The sequence below is a fragment of the Fulvivirga marina genome, assembly GCF_016775155.1.
Lineage (GTDB): Bacteria > Bacteroidota > Bacteroidia > Cytophagales > Cyclobacteriaceae > Fulvivirga > Fulvivirga marina.
On the sequence record NZ_JAEUGD010000064.1, the window covers coordinates 200,555 to 223,200 of the forward strand.

Genomic DNA, 22,646 nt, shown 5'->3' on the forward strand with positions numbered 1-22,646 from the left:
GGCTATCTCCTAAATTCTTTTAGGATAGCTTTCTTATACTCCGCTTTCTTAGCCTCTTCTTTCTTTAAACCTCTATAAAGCCGAAATAATGCTAAGCTTATGATGATTGTCGCTGCAATAGACAATCCTATTATAAGCAACAATTGAAATCGTTCTTTCTGCGCTACCTTGTCTTTTTCTATCTTTTCAACTTCAGATAATCCAGCTTGTAACTCATAGAAGTTATGCATTTTATTGCTGTAATCTTGCACCTGAGCAACGTCCCTAGCATACTTGTTTATTTGTTCATAGACAGCAAAGGCTTTCTCTATTTCTCCAGACTCCCTATAAAGCTCAACCAATAGTTCTCTGGTTCTTAAAAACTCAACACTTAAAGTGTCGTTCGATATTGATGCCAGATTAAGGTAGTGCAGGGCACTGTCAGTGGAGTTTAGATTTCTGTAAGTTTCTGCAAGATTATTAAGCGTTCTTAGCGCCGATTCGTCAGGTTTTTTAGCTTGTTTTAAATCCAGGCTTTTAAGCAAGTAATCCTTTGCCTTAATGAAATCATTCTTTCCTAAATATGCATTGCCAGCGTTGTTGTAGGTTTTTGCTTTACGCTTCGGGTCTAAACGGAGGGCTATGAAGTAATAATGAATTGCAGTGTCGTAGCTTTCAGCTTCTTTGTAGAGAATGCCAAGTTCATTGTATATGATTGCCTGACTGGGTTTGTTGTCAAGTTCAGTATATATTTTGAGCGCATTTGTATTGTAAATGCTTGCTGAATCAAAGTTATTCGTTAATCTATAGACTTTAGCTATATTTCTATAAGTCTCAGCAAGCAGGAACCTGTCGTTTACCTGGGCTTTTAAATCCGCTACCTCTTTATATAACTTAAGGGCTTTATCATATGTATAGGCATGCTTGAAAATTACAGCAATGTTGAGTTTTACATCACTGACCATTTTTTTATCATTAATGTTTTGATATTGACGTAGAGCTTCAAAATAGTACATGAGGGCCTTTGTATTATTTTTGCTGTTAAAGTTTGCTGAGCCTAACAGAAAGTTTGCATTTGCAAACTCGATATTGGATGTTGCCACGCTCATTGCTTGAGTAGCAAACTCTATGCACAGCGTTGGATCACTCGCGTAATACCTTCTTGCACTGTCATATAATTGGTGATATTCTTGTGAATATGCCGTTAAAGAAATAATAAGAATGCAGCCCAGAAATAAAAACCTCATATTGAAACTATAATAAATTATATACTATCAAATATACAAAAAGGCAACTTAGAATAGCTGCCTTAAAAATTTCAAAATGATAGATTTCCTTACATTAAAATTTGTAACGGTTTTCAGGGAGCTGGTGGTGGAGCTGTGCCGTCCTCGTCGTCATCATCTCCACCAGTCGGAGGATCAAGATTAAGGGTAGGGTTTCCTGAATCAAAAATTTCATCATCAATGTCGTCAGAGCAAGAGCTAAGACCTAAAACAATCAGTAGAGAGAATAGAAGGAGGAATCGTTTCATAATTTTAGTAGTTTATAGTTTTTAAAATTGGTTTAAATATACGTTAAAAATCAGCTAGGAGCATTATTGCTTTTTTTTGAAACCACTTCTGCTGAATATGTGAAGACATGAGCCATGAGGTTGTTGTTGTCATGATCAGTACGGGTTCCTATTAATACCATTCTCTTAAAACAAGTACCTGCCCCTTTCCATGAGTCGAAAAGTTCATTAATCAAATACGGATAGTCAAGCTGAATTTTGAAATCATCATTTTGAGGTGATTCCCTTCGACCATCTACATATAAATCCTGTACAATATGAAGAGCTATTCTAAGGATTCCCTTCCTGGAGAATGCGGTATGATGCTCCCAAGCTATATCCGACATCTCTAAAAAGACAGCAGGACGAGTAAACGGGAGGTCGTTCTCCTGTTCTTCATATTGTTTGTTGTACCATTGATAGTCAGCCACGGGTTTGGCTCCATTTGTTAATAACCAATTTGAGTTGTCCGTAATCCTCTGTTCAATGGCACTGTATATTTCTCTCTCTATGTACATGCTTTTAAATGTGGTTAAATGAATACCTTTCTAAATCGTTTCTCAAATATCTTTTTAATGTTTTGGTTGAGAACCTTACTTTCTCCTGCAAACTGCCTTTTTGGGAGGTTGAAACTAACAGACCTTGTATGGGCACTTACTTGCTCTGTCCTTCCTTTTCTTTTTCTGCGATGGCTCCTCACATTCTGAGTCCCTGATATGGTTGCCCCATCATTATGGGCGGCCATATGTATTTCCATTTGAAGTAATACAAAAGGCTTTTGAATTTTGAATGATATTGATCTCAAACCATCTCCAGTGTCAATTAATAAGCCTCTTCCTTTATTTCTGGGGGCATTATCTGATCTGACTGGCCATTTGGCACCATCCCAACTGCCAGCTCGGATATTGTCAATAGCATGGTTAACCATTTCATTTGCTACAAGAATTGGAAGATCTCGCTTTAGAGCCTGAAGGCGTTGAATTACTATTTTGTAGTTAGGCATTAGCAGTTGTATAGCTTGTTATTGACATAGTACTTTATGCGTTTGGTATGTTTAGTCCAAAATTGTTATCTGCGTCCTCTGGGTTAACTATATTGTAGTATGGATGAGTACTAGGGAAGACCACACCATCTTTACCAGGATTACTGAGAAACATCTCTTTTAGCTGTGGTTCTGGGATATCTTGAGGCTTCGTTCTATCACCTTCAGCCAACTGTCTTACTGTACACCTACAGCCCCAGTCGTTTGGAGGCATATATTTATCCCAGAAAGGATGCGTTACAGGTAGAATAACCCTATCCATAGTTTTGTGACTTTCTCTTACTCTTGAATCTCCTGCGGTAATGTATTCAAGTAATGGCAAAGTCTCTGCCTGGCTTAATATCTGCACCCATTTGCTCGCCATCCTGCTTGAAGCTGTTGCGTGGTTATACTCCGCTCTAAGGAAGTTCACATTGTATTCCTGGTTAAGCTTAAGTACCATATCTCTGAATTGGGAAAACGATCTACGAGCACCATTTTCATCTATAAGAAGATCGGTAGCTTCCCTGAGCATCTGATAATTCTTGAAGCCGGAGAACACATAAACATTCTCTCTAAGCTTGCCGAGCATTTCCAGATTAGCCCCTTCTGCTATTTCCATACTCATACCAAAACCTTGTTCTACAGCTCCAAATAGTTCCTTAGCTGTAAGCTCGTAAAGCTCCTGGTCAATAGCCACTGACTCTCCGTTGTAGATTTTTTCAATTAGCTTTTCTATGATCTTAGTCAGATCATCCTGGTATGTTAGCTTTATTTCTCTATGACGCTCCTGAGCGTGATTGCATCGGGGAGAGTAAAGTTGCTTCAGTTGACCTACCAAGGTCAGCTTTGCTTTCCCCGCTCTGTGGCAGCACCTCCAGGCTGCGTAATTGATTTTCGTTGCGTCCAAAGCTCTACAGCGGCCTCATCTGGATGTGGTACTCCAAACTCATTATAAAAGTCCTCGGCTGCAATGGGCACTCTTTCTTCGATTTTAAGCCACATTTCTGCTTTCTTTTCCTTTGGCAATTCTTCGCTTACCAGGAATCTTCCATTAATTCCTTCCAGGGGGTAGCCATGTGGGATAAGTATATTGTTCTTTAGTTGATAGTTTAAGATATACTCGACCATCATTCTATCCTCAAGATTAACAGATTTTTCAACTTCTTGGTGAACAGATCCTAGAGCATAAGATCCTTTTCCATCTGAACTTGATGTAAGCTTTTGACCCAGCACGCCAATTGTCACTTCGTCTCTCAAAATCGTATGAAGATCTTTATATGTTGAGCTTCCTCCTGTTCCTTTGGTTTCATGCATTGTGAATCCCGTGCCTTTTGGTACCACTACATAAGCAGCGGCACCTTGTGACTCTGCTTGATTAATTACTTCATCTCTTGAGCCTGGATCATGTGGATCATATTCATAAAGGCGTAAGGGCATTCCAAACAGTTCGTTATATCTGCTAAAGTCAGATAGATTACCCCTTGTCAGCAGAATATACGGTGCTATTTTACTGTATAAACCTAAATCTTTTGGTTTTCCTATCTCCAGCATGTAGTAACAGTTTGGTTCTTCTCTGTACCTCCATCCTGATTCTTTAGACCCATACATTTCTTTTGTTATAATACCCTCCTGACCATATATATTTTGCCTTGGAATAATCTCAGTGTCATAAATGAGGTGATCTTTAAATATACATTCAATTACTTCATGTCCTTGAAATACAAACTCCATTATTGATTCCATGAACTCAAAGAACCAAGGGGCACGGAAGTTTTGTTTTATTAGATCGTTTTCCATATCCATCCATTCCCAGGGACATGTTTTTACAGGTCTTACACGCTTACTTTTTACCATATCTAAATGCAGATCTATATCAATGTCGTGATAGGTGTCAAGTAAAGGTTTTTTGTATGGATTTCTTGTCCGCTCTGCTGCCTTTATATTTGATATCCATTTATCTATTGTTTGATTGCCGCGTGTAAGTTGTCCTACGTTGATTTGGTTAATAACTATTTCCTGCTGCTTTGGGGCTTTTGTTTTTGTGGGTTTTTCAGCCATTAAAGTAATGATTTGGTCTATTGATATGATTGCTAAAAGAACTGCGCTCTTAAACGCTCTTAAATACCTTGTGGATAGCCTTAGTTAGTAATATGGGTTTCGCTTTCTTTCAGAACCATATTTTACATTGAACTTACTCCCAAGGGATTCTCCTAATGGCTTTGGCAGGTCAGGCTCTAGCTTGCCAGCAGAAACCATTTTTAGCCACAATAGTGCATCTGAATATTTATCATTTATATGCTGTGGAATTTGTCCGGGAGATAAACGTGAAAATACCCGATACACAACCATGTCGATCATATACATTACAACTGTTGGGTTTCTTGCTGAACCAGACTTGTTGAAGATATTTTTCACATCATACCTTACACTAAGATAACTTTCAATCAGTGATTGAATTTTTACTTCAGCTTGTATTCTCGTACTGGAATCTGAGTTGATCACTTTATCAAGGATGTCTGCTTGAACATGATCTGAATAATCATTTGTCTCTATAAACATATTTAAAATAGTTTTAATACATATTGCTGTTTCTCTTTCTTATACCTGTCTTAGGGGGTTGGCATGAGAAAATCATTTCCTTTAGTTTGAATATTCCACCCTCAACGGCATCCGGCCCGTCTTTTTTTGTGTTTGATCCAACTCGAAATTTTAAATATTGATTTATGAGGCGCTTAGTATCAGGGTCCTCTTTAAGGGATTCACAAAAAATGACTTTTTTGCGCTCAAACATGCCTGCGTTTGCAGCTATTCTTAAATCCTTGTCTGGTTTTTTTCTTTTATCTCCTTTTATAGGTATCTGATACCCGTAGTTTTCGGGTTTAGCGGCATCAGAGAAGTTATCATAAAGCATATCTAAAAGAAAAACCTCTTCCATCCACATTTGTGCTGTAGCATTATTTTTCCTTAGAAACTCATCCAAATCATAATGCCACTCTATCTGTTCGTTCTTAGTGCCATTTCTCAGATAAACTTTCCTGATGTGGTATTCACCATTAAGCAGGCCGATGAGTACCAGGCATTTTGTATCGGAATACTCAGATTTCTTAAATCCACCATCCAAGTAACTGAGTAAGTATCGGTATGTATTAAGTGGTGGAAGCTTTGCAAAGATGAAGTAGTCCTTCTGAAACTCTTTTCCTTTAATTGACGGATTATTGAAATATTCAGTGTCAGCTTCATCCTCCATCAGGTCAATCATTTCCTGGCACTGTTCTTTGGTGTATGCCTCCGGCCATGTGGGATTTCCATCCTTATCTAATAGGTTGACTTTAAGCCTAAGGCCTCCGGGCTTATCTTTAACCAGGTCATAGGCACGCTGTATTACACAATCCTCGTCTATCTTATTGTTAAGGAAGGTAATACGTCTTTTTCCAGATATATGTAAGGCTCCAAAGCAATCTCCCTGCACATACTTCCAGTGTTGGTCTACTCTTGTGGGATTTCTGCAAACTTCCGGATCGTCAAAGTCATCAAACCTGAGCCTGTCAAATCGTGTAGCCTCTTCATCGTCTTTACCACCTCTCGGATTTTGTCCAGCCCCGAAAGCGCGAAATGATGCCCCGTTTTTTGTAATGAACCACTCGTCTTGCCAGCGCGCTCCTTTTTGAACACCAAAGTCATTGATGATTCGCTGATTCTTTTCAAGGGCTGTTTTTATTGATTTTAAAAGGAGTTTGGCCTGCGTCTCTGTATGACTGAATAATGCCATAGACCTAATTTCACCATTGAGATATAGGAAGATATCAAGCATGTCGGTAACAGAAGACTTCGCCTGATCCCTTGCGACCATCACTGCAACAATAGATCTATCATTCGCAATTGTGTGTTTGGCATACTTCCTATGCCACTTGGCAAACTTTGCCTTGGCTACTTTAGGGAAGTAGTAGTAACAAAATTGTTCAAAATTGTTAAGTAGCTTCTTTTTACGCGCCTCTTTTTCTGCGTGCGTCTCCTTCAGCTTTTGGTCTGGTGTAGCAGCCTTTATGGATTGGCTAAACGCATTAAATCGCTTTAGGTACTTATCGTTATTACTTGCCATTTTATGACTCCATTTGTTCTGCCTTCATTAAAAGGAAATCATTAACATGATCTACCAGGATCTTGGCAAGGGATAGGTCTACAGGCTTGAGGTGATTTAATAGCTCTTCATAGCACAGCACATATTCTTTAAGACTGACATTCTGAATGTCCTTGATAGCCGCTGTCAGCTTCTTTTTAATATCTGCCTGCTTGGAGGTTGGGACATTGTTTTGATCCTCAATCTGAGTGTCAAGGGCCTCTAACTGTGCATAAATCTTTGCTACCTGCTGATCAGGTAAAAGATTACGGGCATGCCTAATGTTCTTCCAGGGCTGCACCCACTTTGTCATAGTTTTGTTAGTAACCCCCACGATAGCAGCTATCTCCTCCTGAGTCTTATTGCTATGCAGAAAAAGGTTCTTAGCCAGTGCCTGCGCTTCTTTCTTAGCCATAGTAAAAGCATTTGATTTGTACAAAAGTGCATACTAATGACAGGTCTGGAAAGGGCTTTATTTTAGGATGTTAATATTCTCTCCAATACAGCTAAAAATATTAGCAAATGAATTTTACACCCTTTTAAATGGGCTTTTAAGCTTTCATATTTGCCTAAATGATTTAGCAAAACGATGAAGAAACACACTTTCATACTTTCTGATGAGTCGGTTAATGAATATGGATTTCGGATACTGACAGCAGGTATTGATCTAAAGAGGTTCAAAAAGAATCCGGTAATGCTTTATGCTCATATCCGGTCATTTGAAAGTAAAGGTAAGGATGGCGTAATACTTCCTATAGGCCGATGGGAGAATATAAGGAAAGAGGATTCACAGCTCCTTGCTGATGCGGTGTTTGATGAAGATGATGAGTTTGCGATGAAGATCAGTAGCAAGATAGATAAAGGTATTCTCAACACTGCCAGTGCTGGTCTCGATGTGCTGGAATATAGCGAAGACCCAAAGCTAATGGGTAAGGGGCAAACTCTCCCGACAGTTACAAAGTCAATATTGAAAGAGGCAAGCATAGCTGATATTCCTGGTAATGGGAATGCGGTAAGGTTATTTGGCAAGGAGCTAGTTGTTTCAATTGGCCTTTCAGATAGTAACCCTCAAGATTTAAACAAGCTTTTTTTAACTAATAAACCTCACAAAAAGATGGATTTAATCATTTCCGAAATCAATAAGTATCATGAAAAAACGGGCATTACCCTCTCCAGTACTGCTAGTGAGCAAGAGATACTTGTGGCTATGAATAAAGTTCTTAGCAATCAAAAGGCTGAGCTTACAGCCAAAACCGAAACAATTACAACGCTGACCTCAGAGAAGGAGAAGCTTACAGCAGATTTGGAAGCAGCTCAGGGGAATGCCCTTAAAGGAAAAGCAGAGGCCGTAGTTGATGCAGCTCTGGCGGCTGGTAAGATTGTGGAAGCGCAAAAAGAGAGATACTTGAAGCTTGCTTCTGGAAGTGAGGAAGGCTTTGATTTTGTAAAGACAGAATTGGCAGAGAAAAAAGCATATCAACCAATTAGTGCTCAATTAAATTCCTCAGGAGCGACTACCAATGACGAGGATCTGGCAGCTTCATGGGATAAAAACTTTAAGGATGGAAAGCTGGAGAAAATTAAGCTTAATAGTCCTGACAAATATGCGGAGATGTTCAAAGCGAAATGGGGCAGAGAGTACCAGGCATAGTCGTGCTTTTCTGTTCGAGTTTTAAACCTTCTTAAATCATATTGTTCATTTTAATCTATAAACTATGAGTATAATAAAATTTCCCTTTGGAGCCGCAACGCTTGAAACCCCAGACTCAGCAGCAGCTATATCGGTTGATGTGGCAAACACAAAAACACTGATCCAGGTAAGTCCAGTAGAAGCGGTTACACTTGACCTGGTTGCAAATGATGGTCTGGTGGTTGGCTCTGAGGTACATGTTGACATAATACAGGATGCAACTGGCCGTAACGTGACATTTGGTAATACAGGTGATACAATAGTAGCGCCGGATCTGGTTGGTGTGCCTAATGACCGTGACACTATTGCCCTGGTTTGGAACGGTACCTCCTTCGTAGGAGGTGTATGGAATAAGGTAGTAGATGCCGCGTAATCTTAATAGGGGTATTTAACAACATTTTAAAAAGTCTTTAATCAACCCATTTCAATTAAATAACTGATACAATGAAATTTTTTAAACTTCTTATAATCAATCTTTTTGTAGCGGCCTTCATAGGTTCCGCTATTGCCGTATCTATGGCTCTTAACCCCGTACACACTTCTGCCTGTGTATTTTTTGCGGGGTTAGTCATTAGCGCTTTTTCTCAGGTTCCTCAGGGGCTTGTGCTAAGAGCAGTACAGGTGGAGATATGGGAGAGTTTTATTGCGGAAAACCTTTTCCGAGATTATCCCTGGTTAACAAGGTCAAAGGATAGGTCAGAGCACGTGCTCAACGGAAAAGTAGTTCATATACCTCAAGCAGGGGCTAAGCCTAAAGCTGCAAAGAATAGAAATGTCTATCCTGTGCCACTAGTACAACGTAATGACGATGATGTAACTTATGCATTGAATGAGTTCAGTACTGAGGCCACTCGCATACCAAATGCAGATAAAGCAGAGTTAAGCTATGATAAAATGGATTCAGTATTTGGAGATCATAGAGGGGTATTATCTGAGGAGGTCGCACGTGATGTGCTAGCACAATGGTATCCTTCAGCAGAGAACAATATACTTAGGAGTTCAGGCGCTGATACGGCTGTTTATCTTTCCGGTCAAACAGGAACTAGAAAGCTGTTTACCCCCAATGATCTTGCCGCTGCCAAAACACGAATGAACAAGTCTACAAAAAAAGACTCTGGCCCCCGTTTGGCAATTATGACTGAGGATGCCTACAATCAACTTAAATCAGATCCTGATGTAAATGATCTTAATAAGCAGGCGGCATTAGGTGCAGTGTGGAAAGATGGAGAACTGGTAAAACTTCATGGGTTCGATATTGTACGCACTGACGTGGTTCCAAGGTTCGATAATGAAGTTTTACCCGTAATAAAGTCTGCTGATGCTAAGAATTCCGCAACAGATAATGATGCTATTCTTTGTTATGATGAGCGATTTGTACACCGATCAGTAGGTTCTATTGAATTCTTTGAAACGCTACAGGATGCGCTTGCTCAAGGAGATATCTATAGTGCATTGGTGAGGTGTGGAGGAAGAAAAGAGCGCAAGGATGAGGCTGGCTGTGTAGCCATAGTACAGGAGGCCTAATATGAATTGGCACTTTGACCAGACGAAGACAGTAGGCACCGTTACTGGTGCCATACTAGCCTTTGTCAACAAGGCAATTGAAACAAGCGGTGAAGTTTTAGCCACCTTATCATTCAGTGTTATAGTTGAGTCAATTGTGGTATCTGCAATTGGAGCCGCTACGGGTTTTCTGGTAACCACTTTCTGTAAGTACATCAAAAACAAGATAATCAAATCATCACATGAAAAAACTATCAACAGAAGCTCTTGACACTATTGCTCAAGACCTTTTTAAAAATACCAGGGCAGATGCATTTATTATAGCTGAGAACGGTACAGTGTTCAGGGTGGATCAGAAAGACAGAGTTGAGGAGTATATGAAAGAGCATGAAATTGAGATAAAGCTGTATGAACGCAAGTCAATAGAAAAGCTTTTGAAGGAGCAAGAAGAAATACTTGAGGAGAACAGCAAAGAAGACATTGAGGCCAAAGCAAAAGCTCTAAAAAGTAAGCAGGCTTAGCGAACATGAGGGATGAGCCATAACTGGTCCCCTCCCTGCTAAGATAACAGCTTCATAGAAAATGTAGGAAGTAAGTAGGTGCAATTCGGCATCTCCCACCAAAATCAAAAGATCATGAGTAAATTAAAATACCTGATTATACACTGCACTGATACACCCGCAGGTAGGGAAGTTAGTGCAGCTGATATAAAAGACTGGCATACATCGCCAAAACCGCGAGGAAGAGGATGGAAACAAGTTGGCTATAGCGACCTAATCCAACTCAAGGGAGAGCTTGTAAACTTGGTGCCATATAATAATGATGATGAAGTTGACCCTTGGGAAATTACAAATGGGGTTGCGGGCATCAACTGGCTCAGCAGACATGTAGTCTATTCTGGTGGTAAAGACAAGACTGGCAAAACGGTTATGGATACAAGAACATCTCGCCAAAGATTGTCATTAGCCAACTATGTGAGAAAAACGATAGAAGAGCATCCTTCTATTATGATCGGTGGGCATAATCAGTTTACAACGGCTAAAAAATGTCCGAGTTTCAATGTACCTCTTTGGCTCAGGTCAATCGGTGTGTCTGATAAAAATATCTATAAGGGAAAAGTCAATCTTTAAAGTACTATTCAAATGAAAAGATTCAGTATTGATAATTTCAAGAAGGGAATAATAACAAGTGTATTAGGCATAATTCTAATTATAACAGGCGTGATCCTGTTCTTTTTGCCTCTTGCTAGTGTGTTGGAATGCATAACAGTAATTATTCTTGGGCTTAGTCTTCTGGGCATTAAAGATCCGAGAATTTCTGGATCAGGCACAATCAAGACAATAGTAACAATTGTTGGATTGACAATGCTTATGATGTGGCTTAGTGGATGTGTTACGTGGGATAAATGCCAGGATAAGTATGGGACAAATGAGACTCATACAATAGTGGTTAAAGACACAGTTGAAAAGGAGGTATCATTGATAGTACCTGCTGAAACTATTTATGTAGAAATGAACATAGATAGTCTTTTGGCGGCAGTCCCAATGAAAAATAACATTGCAGATACCTTCGCAATTAAAACAGGTCGTGCTCAGGTAAAGTATTGGAAGGATAAGTACAACAATGTATTAAAATCAAAGGTTGAGTGCTTGCCTGACACTATAATTCAAAAGAAATCAATTCCTGTTGAGGTTGAATCTGAATGTCCTGATACAGTGGTTTTAGATCCTGATCAAGGTTTATCTTGGTATAATAAGTTGTGGCGTGGCTTTCAGGGATTCTCAGCTTGGGCGGTTATTGTCCTGTTTTCCTACCTAGTGTTTTCCAGACTTTTAAAAGCCATTTAAAGTATGATTAATAAGTTACTTCTTTCGCTCATCTCATTTCTGTATAAGCTAACTTATGAAGGAGTCTATCTTGATGGGGTAAATAAAAAGATGATCCGCCCAGTGCCTAAGTTGATCATTGATGGCAAACAGTATTACGAGTTTGTACAACCTGCCGACATACCTCAAAATAGGTTTGTCCATTACCTTGACTTTCGAGATGAGAGTCAAATGGGAATGGATAGAACAACACTCAACAAATACTTCAGTGCCATTAAGGAGGCTAATGATTCGGGTGAAGTCAGCAGAGTAGGATCTTTGGTGTATATGGCTCAGTCTTCAATAAATGACTGCACACCTATAGAGGTTTTATATAACATGGCTAGTTTGATGTATTTCGATAAAGATGAGGATATCAGTTGCTATGACCTGGACTATAATCAAGATAAGATAACCAAGTTCAAGAGTCTACCAGACAAAAGTTTTTTTTTGAAGACGCTGTTAGAACAAAGCTTGAAAATTACTGGAAAGTCATTACCCAAAAATATAGACCAATATTTGAAACTAAGCATGGTAAAACTACGCGCTTACAATCAGACGCTTTACGGCGTATAAGGCAACGAAATCGAGACAACTTTGAAAAGCTGGTGTATCACTATACCAATGGTGATGAGATCCAGGCTGAACGAGTAAAGAAAAAAACTTCAGAAGACTTCTATAGCTGGCTCTACCGAGCCTATAAATCTAAAACTAAATAAAACCTGAATGGCTGCTGAATTTCCGGTAAAGGCAAAAGTCGATGATAAAGACCTGGACGATCTTATTAAAAAACTGCGTGCAGTAGGTAAGGCCGCTGACCTCTCTGAGAAAGAAATGGCTCAGCTAGAAAAGCAAATTAGAGATACTGGCAGGGCTGAAAAAAATATTAACGGGATTAACAAAAGTCTTGATAATATGAGCGGCCTAATGAATAAGGCAGCAAAAGGAGCATTAGCTCTTTGGAGTGTGGATAAAGCAAAAGAATTCCTCACTAAAACAGTCGAAATTACCGCACAATTTCAGCGCTTTAAAGCTATACTCAATAATACTCTAGGTTCGGAGTCTGCCGGAGCTGCTGCATTTAAGAATATTCTAACATTTGCAGCAAAAACACCTTTTCAAGTTAGTCAGATTACGGACGGGTTTATCAAGCTGGCGAACAGAGGTTTTGTTCCTACCAACGAGGAGCTTACCAAACTCGGAGATCTTACCTCCGCGATGGGTAAGGACTTTGATCAGATAGTTGAGGCTTTACTTGATGCAACAACAGGCGAGTTTGAACGATTGAAGGAGTTTGGAATTAGAGCCTTAAAATCTGGTAATCAAGTAAGGTTCACTTTTAAAGGGGTCACTAAAGAAGTTGAGTTTACGGATCGTGCAATCAGGGATTATATACTCTCTCTCGGAGAGTTGGAAGGTGTAGCCGGATCGATGGCTGTAGTGAGTGAAACTTTAGGAGGCAAGCTATCCAATGCTTCAGATGCATTGGATAGATTTTTTGCTGCCCTAGGTGAAAACCAAGGGGGGATAATTGAATACTTCATAGTTCAATTTACAGAGTTAACCGAAGCTATAACCAAATTCATAGAGGTTGCCAACAAGAACCCTTTTGATGATTATGTAAATAAGGAAGTTACTGAGGAACTTGAGAAGTTCATAAAGTTAACTAAGAAAGATCAGGCCGAGGCTATAAATAAAACAGTTCGAGAAATACAGCGCTGGAGAGCGGAGCTAGAAAGGCTTGAGGGGTTCTATGCAGAATCAAAACAGGCGCAGTCTACTGAAGAGCTTAAGCAGGCCGCTGATAAGTTTGGTTTTAGTATGGCTCAGGTAGAAATAATCCTTGAAGATTACAATTTCGAACTAGAGCATACAAAAGCAATACTTAAGATTGCTGAAGATTCGTTCAAGGCCTTTATGAAGGAGTTTAATAAAGGTTCTGAAGATATAAAGAAGCAAACTTCAATACTTGGAGAACTTCAAAAACAACTCAATGAAGCGAAGAAGCAAAGGGACGAGGCAATCACTGTGGATCAGTTAGCAAAAGCAAACCTTCGAATTCAGTTGCTTGACGCTGAAATACAACGACTTTTAGAGTTAGGTAAAATTCAAAAAGAACTAGCTCCAGACCTATTGGATAAGAGAGATCCTGCGGAAGAAGCCAAAAGGTTTACAGATGCTATTACCAAACATTTTGGAGAGGATTTTCTTCCAGATATGGAGGCTATCAATGATGCCCTTCTTGAGGATTTTGATAAACACATGCAGCAACTGTATGAGGCCAATCAGGAAAGACTTAAGAAGCAAAAAAAAGATGAGGAAGATCATCAGAAATACCTTGAAAGGTTATGGAAAGCGGGAAACGATTTGTTCGATGAAGCCATTTCATCTTTTTCTCAGATAGAACAAAATAAACTGGATGAGCGATTATCAACACTTGAGCGGCAACGGCAGGTAGAGCTGAAAATGGCAGAGGAAAACAAGGATGCCAGGGATAAGATTAATGAGGAGTTTGATGCTAAAGAAAGGAAGATAAAGGCAAAGAGCGCCAGAAGAGAGCAAGATTTGGCCCTGTTTAATATAGCTATTTATACTGCTCAAGCTGTAGCTAAAGCTATCTCTGAATCTCCAACTACATTCGGTTTACCTTTTTCGGCTTTTGCAATTGCTCAGGGCGCTTTGCAAGTGGCTGCTGTAAAGTCTCAACACATTCCTAAGTATAAGGATGGTGTGTATAGTATTGATGGGCCTGGTACCGAAACAAGTGATAGTATTCTAGCTGCGCTTAGTAAAAATGAAAGCGTGGTTCATGCTAAAGCTTCTAATCAATTTGGATGGTTATTGAAGCCAATGATTGAGGACTCAAGCTTTGACAACATAAAATTAAGAGAGCTTGTAGATCAGCACATTCCTAATCATTTAAGGGGGGATATCATGCGGGTTAAGACAGGCAATAATGAGGATGGTGAAATTAAGAAGGAATTAAGGGACATTAAAAAGGCCATTATGAATAAGCCAGTGAGTCATATAAATGTTGATGAGAATGGTTTTAATGTGAGTATTCAGAATGGTCAGATGTGGACTAACTATGCATCTAAACGGTATAGCTGCTAATGTATAATTTTTACATATATCATAAGGAAATTGGGCGTATCAGAATTGAAGATCCTGTTGGTTGGGATGGTCTTGGAAAAAAAATTATCCGAGATAGTAAACTGCACGGAGTATTCTTTGAGTATACTCCAAAACTTCAATTCATTAAGAAGGGTAAAGCTATAATTCACAATTTCTTGGAGAAATATGGTATTGAAGTTGAGTTATACCTTATAGTCACGTTTCAAGATCCTGTAACCAGAATATTCTCGACAGATTATACGGGACGGTTTAATATGACTACGCTTGAGATATCTGAATTATATGCTACATGTAATGTGGAAAACACAGGATTTCTGCAAAAATTCAAGAACCGAATGGATGTTAAGGTTAACCTGCAAAGCCTTATCAGTCAAGGCGGGGTAACCCTTTCGCCTTATGATTCAGAGACTCAAAATATATTATTACACTCTAAAAGTATCAAAAAGGTTCTTGATGTAGCATCTACAAATCAGGAATATTATGAGGATGCAATTAATGTGCTAAATGCTGGATTAAACGCTACAACATTCATAAAGGTTGGGTTTGATGTTATTAATCAGGATGAGATTGAAGATACATTTATGAATTTCGGGCCGTCAGAGCTTGACCCTGTAGAAAATTCACTATATCTGATGAAGCTTAAAGAGGCGGGTAGTTATAATGTTGATATCAAGCTTGATTTTGAGGTTGAATATATAGATGGGGCGCTTGACCTCATTACTCATTACTTTCAGGTGTTCTTTGGTATAAAGGATGGGTTAACATTGATTCACAATGAAACTACGCCTAAGGCATTTTTTAGTGAAGAGGTTATGAATCTTAACGAGCCTCCTAATGCTGTAGGTGAATTTAGGAAGAGAAAGAAAACCTATACAGTAAACTACCAACATACTTTCAATTTCACGGCTGGGCAGGAGGTTTATTTACATGCCTTTAGCGATGTAGATTACGAGGGGGAATCCGGTGGAGATTGGATTTATCGCCAAAAGATTACCCTTAAAGATACTTCATACATGCGGATAGATTCTGCTACCTCATTCCCTTCAACAATCTCTCCAGTAGTACTGATTCATGAAGCCTGGAGTAGAGTGTGTCAAAGTATAACCGATCAAGAAGATAGCTTCAGGAGTGATTATTATGGTCGAACAGATTCGGAACCAAGACAATATTCTGTTGATGGAGAGGGTAGCTTACGAGGGCAAACAGACGGTGCGCTCCTTCGAGGATTCCCATTAAAGGATAATCCAATGCATACGAGCTTTAAAGAGATGTTTGAAGGCTGCAATGCAATTGATTCCATTGGAGTTGGAATAGATAAGGAAGGAACTAAGCAAGTTATACGGGTGGAGCCTGTTTCTCACTTCTATAGCAAAGAAAGGTCAATCATACTCAATTGGGTTAATGATATACGAAAAAAAGTAGATGCAACAAGGTTCTACAATGAAATCAAGGCCGGATATAAAAAATGGGCAAATGAGGAATACAATAATCTTGATGAGTTTCTATCCAGGAGAGAATTGACCTTACCAATTACTCAGGTTAAGAATTCACTTGACCTGATAAGTCCATTTATAGCGGGAGGGTACACTCTTGAGTTTACTCGCAGAGATCGTTATAAAGACGCTACAACAAAGGATAATGAAAATGATAATGAAACTTTTATCATAGAGTTAAGGCGTACCGCTGGGGGCTTTGAACCTGCACGTAATCAGGATTTCACAATGCTGGATAATATCCTTGACCCAAACACAGTATACAATGCAAATTTAAGCATATCCCGTAATCTGATCAGGAATGGAGCCATTATAGCCGCTTCATTAATCAAGTCAGAAGAGGGTATAAAAATGTCTTTCGGAGAAGGTAATACTAGGGTCTTAAGCCAGAAAACGGGGGAAGATCTGATAATAGAGTCAGGGGAAATTACCAAAGAGCAACTTGGTAAAGCGATCTGGAGGAATGAAATATACTTATTCAAACACCGCCTTTCCCTTATGCAATGGCGGACAATAAACCAACACCCTACAAAGTACATAGAATTCAGTCCAACGGATAGAAACCATAAAAAGGGCTATATACTTGAGGCTGTCCCTGATCAGAGGACTAGAGAGGTAAGTTTCACTTTATTAAGAGCGAACCTGTAAATGGCACTAATAAATCTATCATATTGTAATTTAGCATTAGGCGGTAAGCGCTATGACATTGTCTATAACAACGTTACCCACGTCATTGAATCAGGCGTGTTTGATGATAGCAGCGGATGCAATACCCCGACACCTGAAGTAATCTATCAACACAAGGAAGGTCTGGTGACTTACCAGGTGAAGCCAAAGAACTCAGCCCCTTATGCTCAGGTTGTACAGGTTGCTGATCAGGTATGTGGCATCACAATATTCTCAATAGATACCGTCAATGCCAGCACTACAGAAACAGCAGACGGAACGGCTACAATCAATGCGTTATCCGGAATAGGAGGAACAAAGGAGTATTCAATTGACGGACTAAATTGGGTTGCTTCAAATGTGTTTACCGGCCTGCTTGCAGGCACTTACAGAGGTTATGCAAGGCATTATTTCCCTGGACAAAAAGCATGTGTAGACTTTCAGGATTTTGCGGTTGGATCTGATGTGGTTGTATGTAACCTTACCCTGGGCAATATACTAGTTACTGCTGATACCGGAGCCTCAAACGGTAGTATTACAATAGACACAGTCAATAACGTAGTCAAGCCTGTTGAATATAGGCTTGATGCTGGAGCGTGGCAGGATGATCCTGTTTTCACTAACCTTGCCGCTGGCAGCTATGATGTACAGGTAAGGTATAAAGATCAAACCAGCTGCATTGATACCAGGACAGTAACCGTGTTTGCTGTTGATTGCGACCTAACAATTGATGCTATTGTGGTGACGCATGAACAAACTAAATTTGGTGATAATGGCAGTATTAGAATTATAGCATCAGGCAGCAATGCAGGAATAGAATATAGCATTAATGATGGTGTCTCTTATCAAAGTGAAGACACCTTTACAGATCTTTCACCTGGAGAATATCTGATCAGAGTAAGGGATGAGGTTGGGTGTATCGCTACGGCTCTTGTTGAGGTGAAGCGGTTTAGGTTGGCTTACATTGATATTCCTATAGCTCAAACCCATCGCTTTGTACTTGATAATACTGACAGGCCAAACTTTGACAATCGTCTATTCAAGGACACGCGCATACCTGGTGTAGATCCTTGTGAGTACTACACCTTAATAGAGCATGCAGATGTTACTCAGGTACAGTTCCGCTCTAACTACGAAAATAACACCTTATATATCTATGATATTGACGGGGTTTTAACAGACACTTTAACACCTGTTAAAAAGACTTCATTCACCCAGTACACTGATTCTTCAGAGGCTTATGCGGCTCCTTCTGAGACTCCAACACAGACACAAATATACTTTGCGGATGGTCTGCAGGAATATGCAGAGCCTGGGCAACTCATTACTCTTACGGATTTCGCTGGGTTGAATGGCGACTATGAGATTATGGCTATTCAACCAGGGACATTGCTGGCCGATGGTTTTGAAGTAATCATAATAACGGCAACAACCGCCGTGCCTTTATCCGGTACCGTATCGGCAATATATGATGTAGAACCTTATGAAGTGTATGAGAGCATTATTAACTGGGCTGTATACGATTCTGGTAAGTACTATATAGTTCTTGAGGGTACTGATGATCAGTTCCTTGATTACAGAGCGCCAAGTGAGCCAATAGATATTAAAGACACTCATCCTGATTGTGTGCTAATCGACTACAGGAATAATGAGAATGCTTATAAGCTGTACTACTCAACCGGCCTAACGAATTTGATTCGGGTTGTTGCTGAATTTAAATGGCCGACCCTTGGAGGGGAAAGGACTGTAACAGAAGATAGCCGAAACAGGGCTATTAAGCTGGCTGAAGATAAGACGCGTAATCCATCGTTATTTGTTCCTGACATACCGCCCTATTTATATGAGCAGATAGGGCTTGCCTTTGGCCATGATCATATCAATATAAATGATGTCAGATACCAAACTACAGAAGATATAGAAGTTGAGTACTTCAAGAACGATCCTTTTTGCCATGTTAATGCAAAGCTTAGACAATACGATTTTGTTGCTGACAACTCAGATGACCAGGGGGATGTTGATACCCCTCTTAATATCCTAGAACTTAATAATGACCTATTTGAAGTAAACCCGGCATGACGACATTTACAACGACAAATTTTGACCGATTAAAAGAGCTGCTTGAGGCTAGCCCTGATGACTTCATTGTAATAAGGAAGAGCAGTGAGGGAAAGGATTATAAGATCAGGAAGAGTAACATAACAGGTTCAGGGCAGTCTGCATCACTTGCATATGACCCAGAGGTTACTTATGATACTCCTGCCACAGCAGCGGTTAGCGGCAATCCATCATATGCTGAGTTCAACAACAAGCTATGGAGGTCAGAAACAGATGACAATCAAGGCAATCAACCGGTGGAAGGTGTCAACTGGACTGAGGTATCCGCTAATGAAAGCGGGTTAATACCTCATAAGCCTGGAGTATTTAAACAAGAGGAGGTGTATGTTACTGGTGTGCCTAAGGCAGGCTATCCTAAGTGTCTGCTGAGGTTGGTATCTGCTACAAGGCCTTATGAGACTGCTGATCTGGAAGCTGAGTACCTGGCTGGGGATTGGGAGATTATTGGTTTTGAGCTTCTCGATGAGGATGATTTTGTCAGTGATTCCGCAACGAAGGGAGCTACACAACAGAGCATTAAGGCCTATTTATTGGGTATGTTAGGTTTGTTAAATAATCTACAGACAACTGATAAGACGAACTTAGTTGCTGCTGTTAATGAGGTGAAGACATCAGTTAACGCAATACTAACAGCCGTAGCCTCCAACGATGTTAACTATGATACGTTACAGGAACTTGTTGACTTTATCAAAACCATAGATACAGAAGGGGAATTAATAGCGCTTATTGATGCCGCTGTTGGTAATACAACATGGAGAAATCCTGGGGGAACATTGCAGGATGCTTACAACAACTCTTTAGATGGGGAAATAGAACTTGACGTCCTTAAAAATTTTAAGGTACTTAAGTCAGGAGGTTTAGTTTCAGTATTCGAACTAGATCAAACAGAGCAGGCCCTGTTACTAGCTGGTAAATCTGACCTGTCTTCTGATTATAGCTTATGGATTGTTGATGATCTTGGGAACAATTTACTAAAGGTTTGGAATGACGGGAGCGTTGAGTTTGGGGGTAGCGTAAGCTCATTTTTACAAGTACAGGCGGGAATTACTTCGGGTAATGCAGGAATCCAGTTTCCTAGTAGCCAGCCAATAGCATACCGATTGAAAGATGATGCTTCGTTTGATTACATTACGTTTAAAACGGATACATCTGGAGAAGGTAGAGCCGCAGTGGTTATACAAAAATTTGTACATAATCAGGGCCTAGGATTTAGAACCATAAAGGCTCAAGCTTTTTCTATAACCACATCTTCTAATAGTGCTCAAAATATAATAGGATCAATCCCAGTTCCCTCAGGTAATGTGGTGGAAGTATTTGTGCAGCAATTTGGGGGTAGAGGCGCCGATGGTAATGTACAAAGCGGTAATCCAATCAAGATAATAGCAAGGAATGTTGCGGGAACAACATCAGGTGCTAATGATGTAATTTCAGTATTAAGACTAGGTGCTGCTGATGGTGGACCAAATGTAAATTACAATGATACCACTGATGAAATAGAATTTCGTTTCCAGAATGAATCAACTGGTCAAGTGTATGATTGTTGGGTAGATTTTTCTTACGTAATATATCCTGCTATATGATAATTTCAGCATCAAAAGTACAGGGATATAATTACAGTGCTACTCCTGATATGAGTACTATAGGAAAATTAATTACTTGGTACGACTATAGAAATGGGTTAAATCAGGCAGACTTTTCAGGTACTCAACGAGCTATATCATTAGCTGATGGTAGTTCTAATCAATATCAATTAAATAGTCCAAGTGTATCTAATAACGTTAGGAGACCAATAGTTTATGCCGATGCTATAGGTAACATAGGGAATATTACAAGTTTTACCGCTGCACCATCTGCTGCAATTAATAAGCTCCATAATGGTAGCGCATTTTTAATTATGACAGTGATTAGTCTCAATGATACAATAGGTACTGTTTTGAGTTTTCCATTATCAAGTGCTATAGGAAAACCAGGAATTAATTTTGGAATTACTCCATCCACAAGAAGACTAAGATGTTTGTGGCAAAATGATGCAGGTACAAATATAGGAGGCTTTAATAACTCTGCTGATGATAACATCATTCCTTTGGAGGAGTTTGTTCTTATTCAACTTATGTATTACGGCAGTGGTACAGGGACGAATAATCTAAAGTATTACGTAAAATCTACAGCTAAGTCAATCACCTTTAATCCTACATTTGGTTCAGGTCAAGCGTCTAGTATAGCATGTTTTAACTCTATTGGGAATGTAGAGTTTAAAGCAAAGATGCAGGCCATCTATGACCTTTCAGGTAAGAGTATTGCTGAATGTGATGCTTTCAGAACGCTTGCAGTAAATACATTAAAATTAGATTCAGAATATTCATCATTAATCACATCATAACATGACTGACTTTATAGAAATAGAAATCAGAGATGATCCAGTAACTGGTAAAAAGCGAAAATTAGAGCATAGGCAGCTCAGAATATTAAAAAATCTTGAGATGATTCATGATGTTGAAATTGTCTTTTATGAGAATGTAGAAGGTAATTACGGGGAAAAAACTCTTACAGCTATAAACACCCTCCCTATTACAGAGGATCAGAGAAAGCGGCAAAGAGAAACATTCAAAAATATCATAATTTCTGTGGGCACACATGGCACAATCGTAAATGCAGAAACTGGCGAGCCTGTTAGTCCTGAAATAGAGGGGGCCATAAAAGATCTTTATTTTTGGCAAAATATACCAATATCTACATTAGGATTAGATGGAACTGCCAATCTTGAAGATGTGGTATATAGTGCAATGCGCATGAGTATGGAAATTATGAATGCGAGAGAACGACTTTAAATATTTAAATATAAATCATTGTATCCTTTATTAAATTTTAATCTACTATGAAAAATTTTCACATGAATTTTGCAATTACCGCCTATGACGACTGTGGCGGTGCCGGTGTTTTAGGTGACTTTACACCTGAAGGGGAATGTATCGCAGAAGGCTCGCTAATCGTTGGTGGTATGCTTATAAAGAAGGGGTTCGATGCTACAACTTTGGTTGATAGCGTTACCATTGATGCCGCTGTTACAGCTGGTGATGTAAAGATCCTTACTGGCTTCTCTGGTAACTGGCCTAAGGCTACTGCTAACAAGAAGGCTGGTATGGCCTTTAAGAAAGAGAAAACAAGCTCATTCAGTTATGCTATACCATTTAAACACTACAGTGTTGACTCAAACCTAGCCTTCTGGAACAAGGTTAACTTTTCAAACGAGTGGAGTATGGTTTTTATCTTTGAGGATTTCAGACCATATGCAGCTTTGGATAAGGAGCTTGGTGTTATACCTATGGACTTTGATGTTAACTTGGCTAGTGATGAGGAGCTTGGTGGATCAAGGAGAATTGAGGGAACGGCCTCATGGACCGTTGCGTCTCTTCCTTACCTATTGAGTGACTTGCCAGCGTCAGTGTTAGCTCCCTATTTTAGGTAGTCTTTAAGCGTTGTTAAACGGGTGTTAAAAGAGGCTTCAGA

Annotated in this window: 24 protein-coding genes; 15 read left to right on the forward strand and 9 right to left on the reverse strand. The window is 39.5% G+C overall.

The features are described from left to right. Positions 1-2: 2 nt before the first annotated feature. The 9 genes from JMN32_RS19755 to JMN32_RS19795 form a co-directional block, all read right to left on the reverse strand. A complete protein-coding gene (locus JMN32_RS19755; RefSeq protein ID WP_202858095.1) occupies positions 3-1,226 on the reverse strand; it encodes a tetratricopeptide repeat protein in 1,224 nt (407 codons plus the stop codon). Between the two features lie 113 nt (positions 1,227-1,339). Next, positions 1,340-1,513: a hypothetical protein gene (locus JMN32_RS19760; RefSeq protein ID WP_202858096.1), complete on the reverse strand. Its 174-nt coding sequence runs from the start codon at positions 1,511-1,513 to the stop codon at positions 1,340-1,342. A 50-nt stretch (positions 1,514-1,563) separates the two neighbouring features. Further along, on the reverse strand, positions 1,564-2,049 hold the full coding sequence (locus JMN32_RS19765) for a hypothetical protein (protein WP_202858097.1): 486 nt from the start codon (positions 2,047-2,049) through the stop codon (positions 1,564-1,566). Between the two features lie 14 nt (positions 2,050-2,063). Then, a complete protein-coding gene (locus tag JMN32_RS19770; RefSeq protein WP_202858098.1) occupies positions 2,064-2,534 on the reverse strand; it encodes a phage virion morphogenesis protein in 471 nt (156 codons plus the stop codon). 34 nt (positions 2,535-2,568) lie between these two features. Next, complete coding sequence (locus JMN32_RS19775; protein WP_202858099.1) at positions 2,569-3,462, reverse strand: phage head morphogenesis protein; 894 nt, start codon at positions 3,460-3,462, stop codon at positions 2,569-2,571. After that, complete coding sequence (locus tag JMN32_RS19780) at positions 3,396-4,613, reverse strand: phage portal protein family protein (protein ID WP_202858100.1); 1,218 nt, start codon at positions 4,611-4,613, stop codon at positions 3,396-3,398. Before JMN32_RS19780 ends, JMN32_RS19775 begins: the two co-directional genes overlap by 67 nt. An 84-nt stretch (positions 4,614-4,697) precedes the next feature. Further along, positions 4,698-5,114 (reverse strand): phage protein Gp36 family protein, encoded by a 417-nt coding sequence (locus tag JMN32_RS19785; RefSeq protein ID WP_202858101.1) that lies wholly within the window; start codon positions 5,112-5,114, stop codon positions 4,698-4,700. A gap of 13 nt (positions 5,115-5,127) precedes the next feature. Next, complete coding sequence (locus tag JMN32_RS19790) at positions 5,128-6,654, reverse strand: hypothetical protein (RefSeq protein ID WP_202858102.1); 1,527 nt, start codon at positions 6,652-6,654, stop codon at positions 5,128-5,130. 1 nt (position 6,655) lies between these two features. Continuing rightward, complete coding sequence (locus JMN32_RS19795; RefSeq protein ID WP_202858103.1) at positions 6,656-7,087, reverse strand: hypothetical protein; 432 nt, start codon at positions 7,085-7,087, stop codon at positions 6,656-6,658. A gap of 174 nt (positions 7,088-7,261) precedes the next feature. Here JMN32_RS19795 and JMN32_RS19800 point away from each other — a divergent pair, with 174 nt between their 5' ends. From JMN32_RS19800 to JMN32_RS19870, 15 genes are all read left to right on the forward strand, one after another. Further along, a complete protein-coding gene (locus JMN32_RS19800) occupies positions 7,262-8,323 on the forward strand; it encodes a hypothetical protein (RefSeq protein ID WP_202858104.1) in 1,062 nt (353 codons plus the stop codon). Between the two features lie 64 nt (positions 8,324-8,387). Continuing rightward, the gene (locus tag JMN32_RS19805) at positions 8,388-8,735 is read left to right on the forward strand and encodes a hypothetical protein (RefSeq protein WP_202858105.1); all 348 of its coding nucleotides are present in this window, start codon (positions 8,388-8,390) and stop codon (positions 8,733-8,735) included. Between the two features lie 71 nt (positions 8,736-8,806). Further along, positions 8,807-9,886 (forward strand): hypothetical protein, encoded by a 1,080-nt coding sequence (locus tag JMN32_RS19810; RefSeq protein WP_202858106.1) that lies wholly within the window; start codon positions 8,807-8,809, stop codon positions 9,884-9,886. Between the two features lies 1 nt (position 9,887). Next, positions 9,888-10,136 carry a hypothetical protein gene (locus JMN32_RS19815; RefSeq protein ID WP_202858107.1) on the forward strand — a complete coding sequence of 83 codons (249 nt, stop codon included), beginning with the start codon at positions 9,888-9,890 and terminating at the stop codon, positions 10,134-10,136. After that, positions 10,108-10,386 (forward strand): hypothetical protein, encoded by a 279-nt coding sequence (locus JMN32_RS19820; RefSeq protein WP_202858108.1) that lies wholly within the window; start codon positions 10,108-10,110, stop codon positions 10,384-10,386. The genes JMN32_RS19815 and JMN32_RS19820 overlap by 29 nt, the downstream gene beginning before the upstream one ends. Before the next feature lie 114 nt (positions 10,387-10,500). Continuing rightward, positions 10,501-10,995, forward strand: coding sequence for a peptidoglycan recognition protein family protein (locus tag JMN32_RS19825; RefSeq protein ID WP_202858109.1), 495 nt, complete (start codon positions 10,501-10,503; stop codon positions 10,993-10,995). A 12-nt stretch (positions 10,996-11,007) separates the two neighbouring features. Continuing rightward, entirely contained in the window at positions 11,008-11,712 is a 705-nt protein-coding gene (locus JMN32_RS19830; protein ID WP_202858110.1) for a hypothetical protein, read from the forward strand. 3 nt (positions 11,713-11,715) lie between these two features. Continuing rightward, a complete protein-coding gene (locus JMN32_RS19835) occupies positions 11,716-12,306 on the forward strand; it encodes a hypothetical protein (RefSeq protein ID WP_202858111.1) in 591 nt (196 codons plus the stop codon). Positions 12,307-12,456: 150 nt separating this feature from the next. Continuing rightward, complete coding sequence (locus JMN32_RS19840) at positions 12,457-14,844, forward strand: hypothetical protein (RefSeq protein ID WP_202858112.1); 2,388 nt, start codon at positions 12,457-12,459, stop codon at positions 14,842-14,844. Continuing rightward, positions 14,844-17,006, forward strand: coding sequence for a hypothetical protein (locus tag JMN32_RS19845; protein WP_202858113.1), 2,163 nt, complete (start codon positions 14,844-14,846; stop codon positions 17,004-17,006). Before JMN32_RS19840 ends, JMN32_RS19845 begins: the two co-directional genes overlap by 1 nt. Then, a complete protein-coding gene (locus JMN32_RS19850; protein ID WP_202858114.1) occupies positions 17,007-19,100 on the forward strand; it encodes a hypothetical protein in 2,094 nt (697 codons plus the stop codon). Next, positions 19,097-20,719 (forward strand): hypothetical protein, encoded by a 1,623-nt coding sequence (locus tag JMN32_RS19855; RefSeq protein ID WP_202858115.1) that lies wholly within the window; start codon positions 19,097-19,099, stop codon positions 20,717-20,719. The genes JMN32_RS19850 and JMN32_RS19855 overlap by 4 nt, the downstream gene beginning before the upstream one ends. After that, complete coding sequence (locus tag JMN32_RS19860; RefSeq protein ID WP_202858116.1) at positions 20,716-21,519, forward strand: hypothetical protein; 804 nt, start codon at positions 20,716-20,718, stop codon at positions 21,517-21,519. Before JMN32_RS19855 ends, JMN32_RS19860 begins: the two co-directional genes overlap by 4 nt. A 1-nt stretch (position 21,520) precedes the next feature. Then, entirely contained in the window at positions 21,521-21,967 is a 447-nt protein-coding gene (locus tag JMN32_RS19865) for a hypothetical protein (RefSeq protein WP_202858117.1), read from the forward strand. A 47-nt stretch (positions 21,968-22,014) separates the two neighbouring features. Further along, entirely contained in the window at positions 22,015-22,605 is a 591-nt protein-coding gene (locus tag JMN32_RS19870) for a hypothetical protein (protein ID WP_202858118.1), read from the forward strand. Positions 22,606-22,646 lie beyond the last annotated feature (41 nt).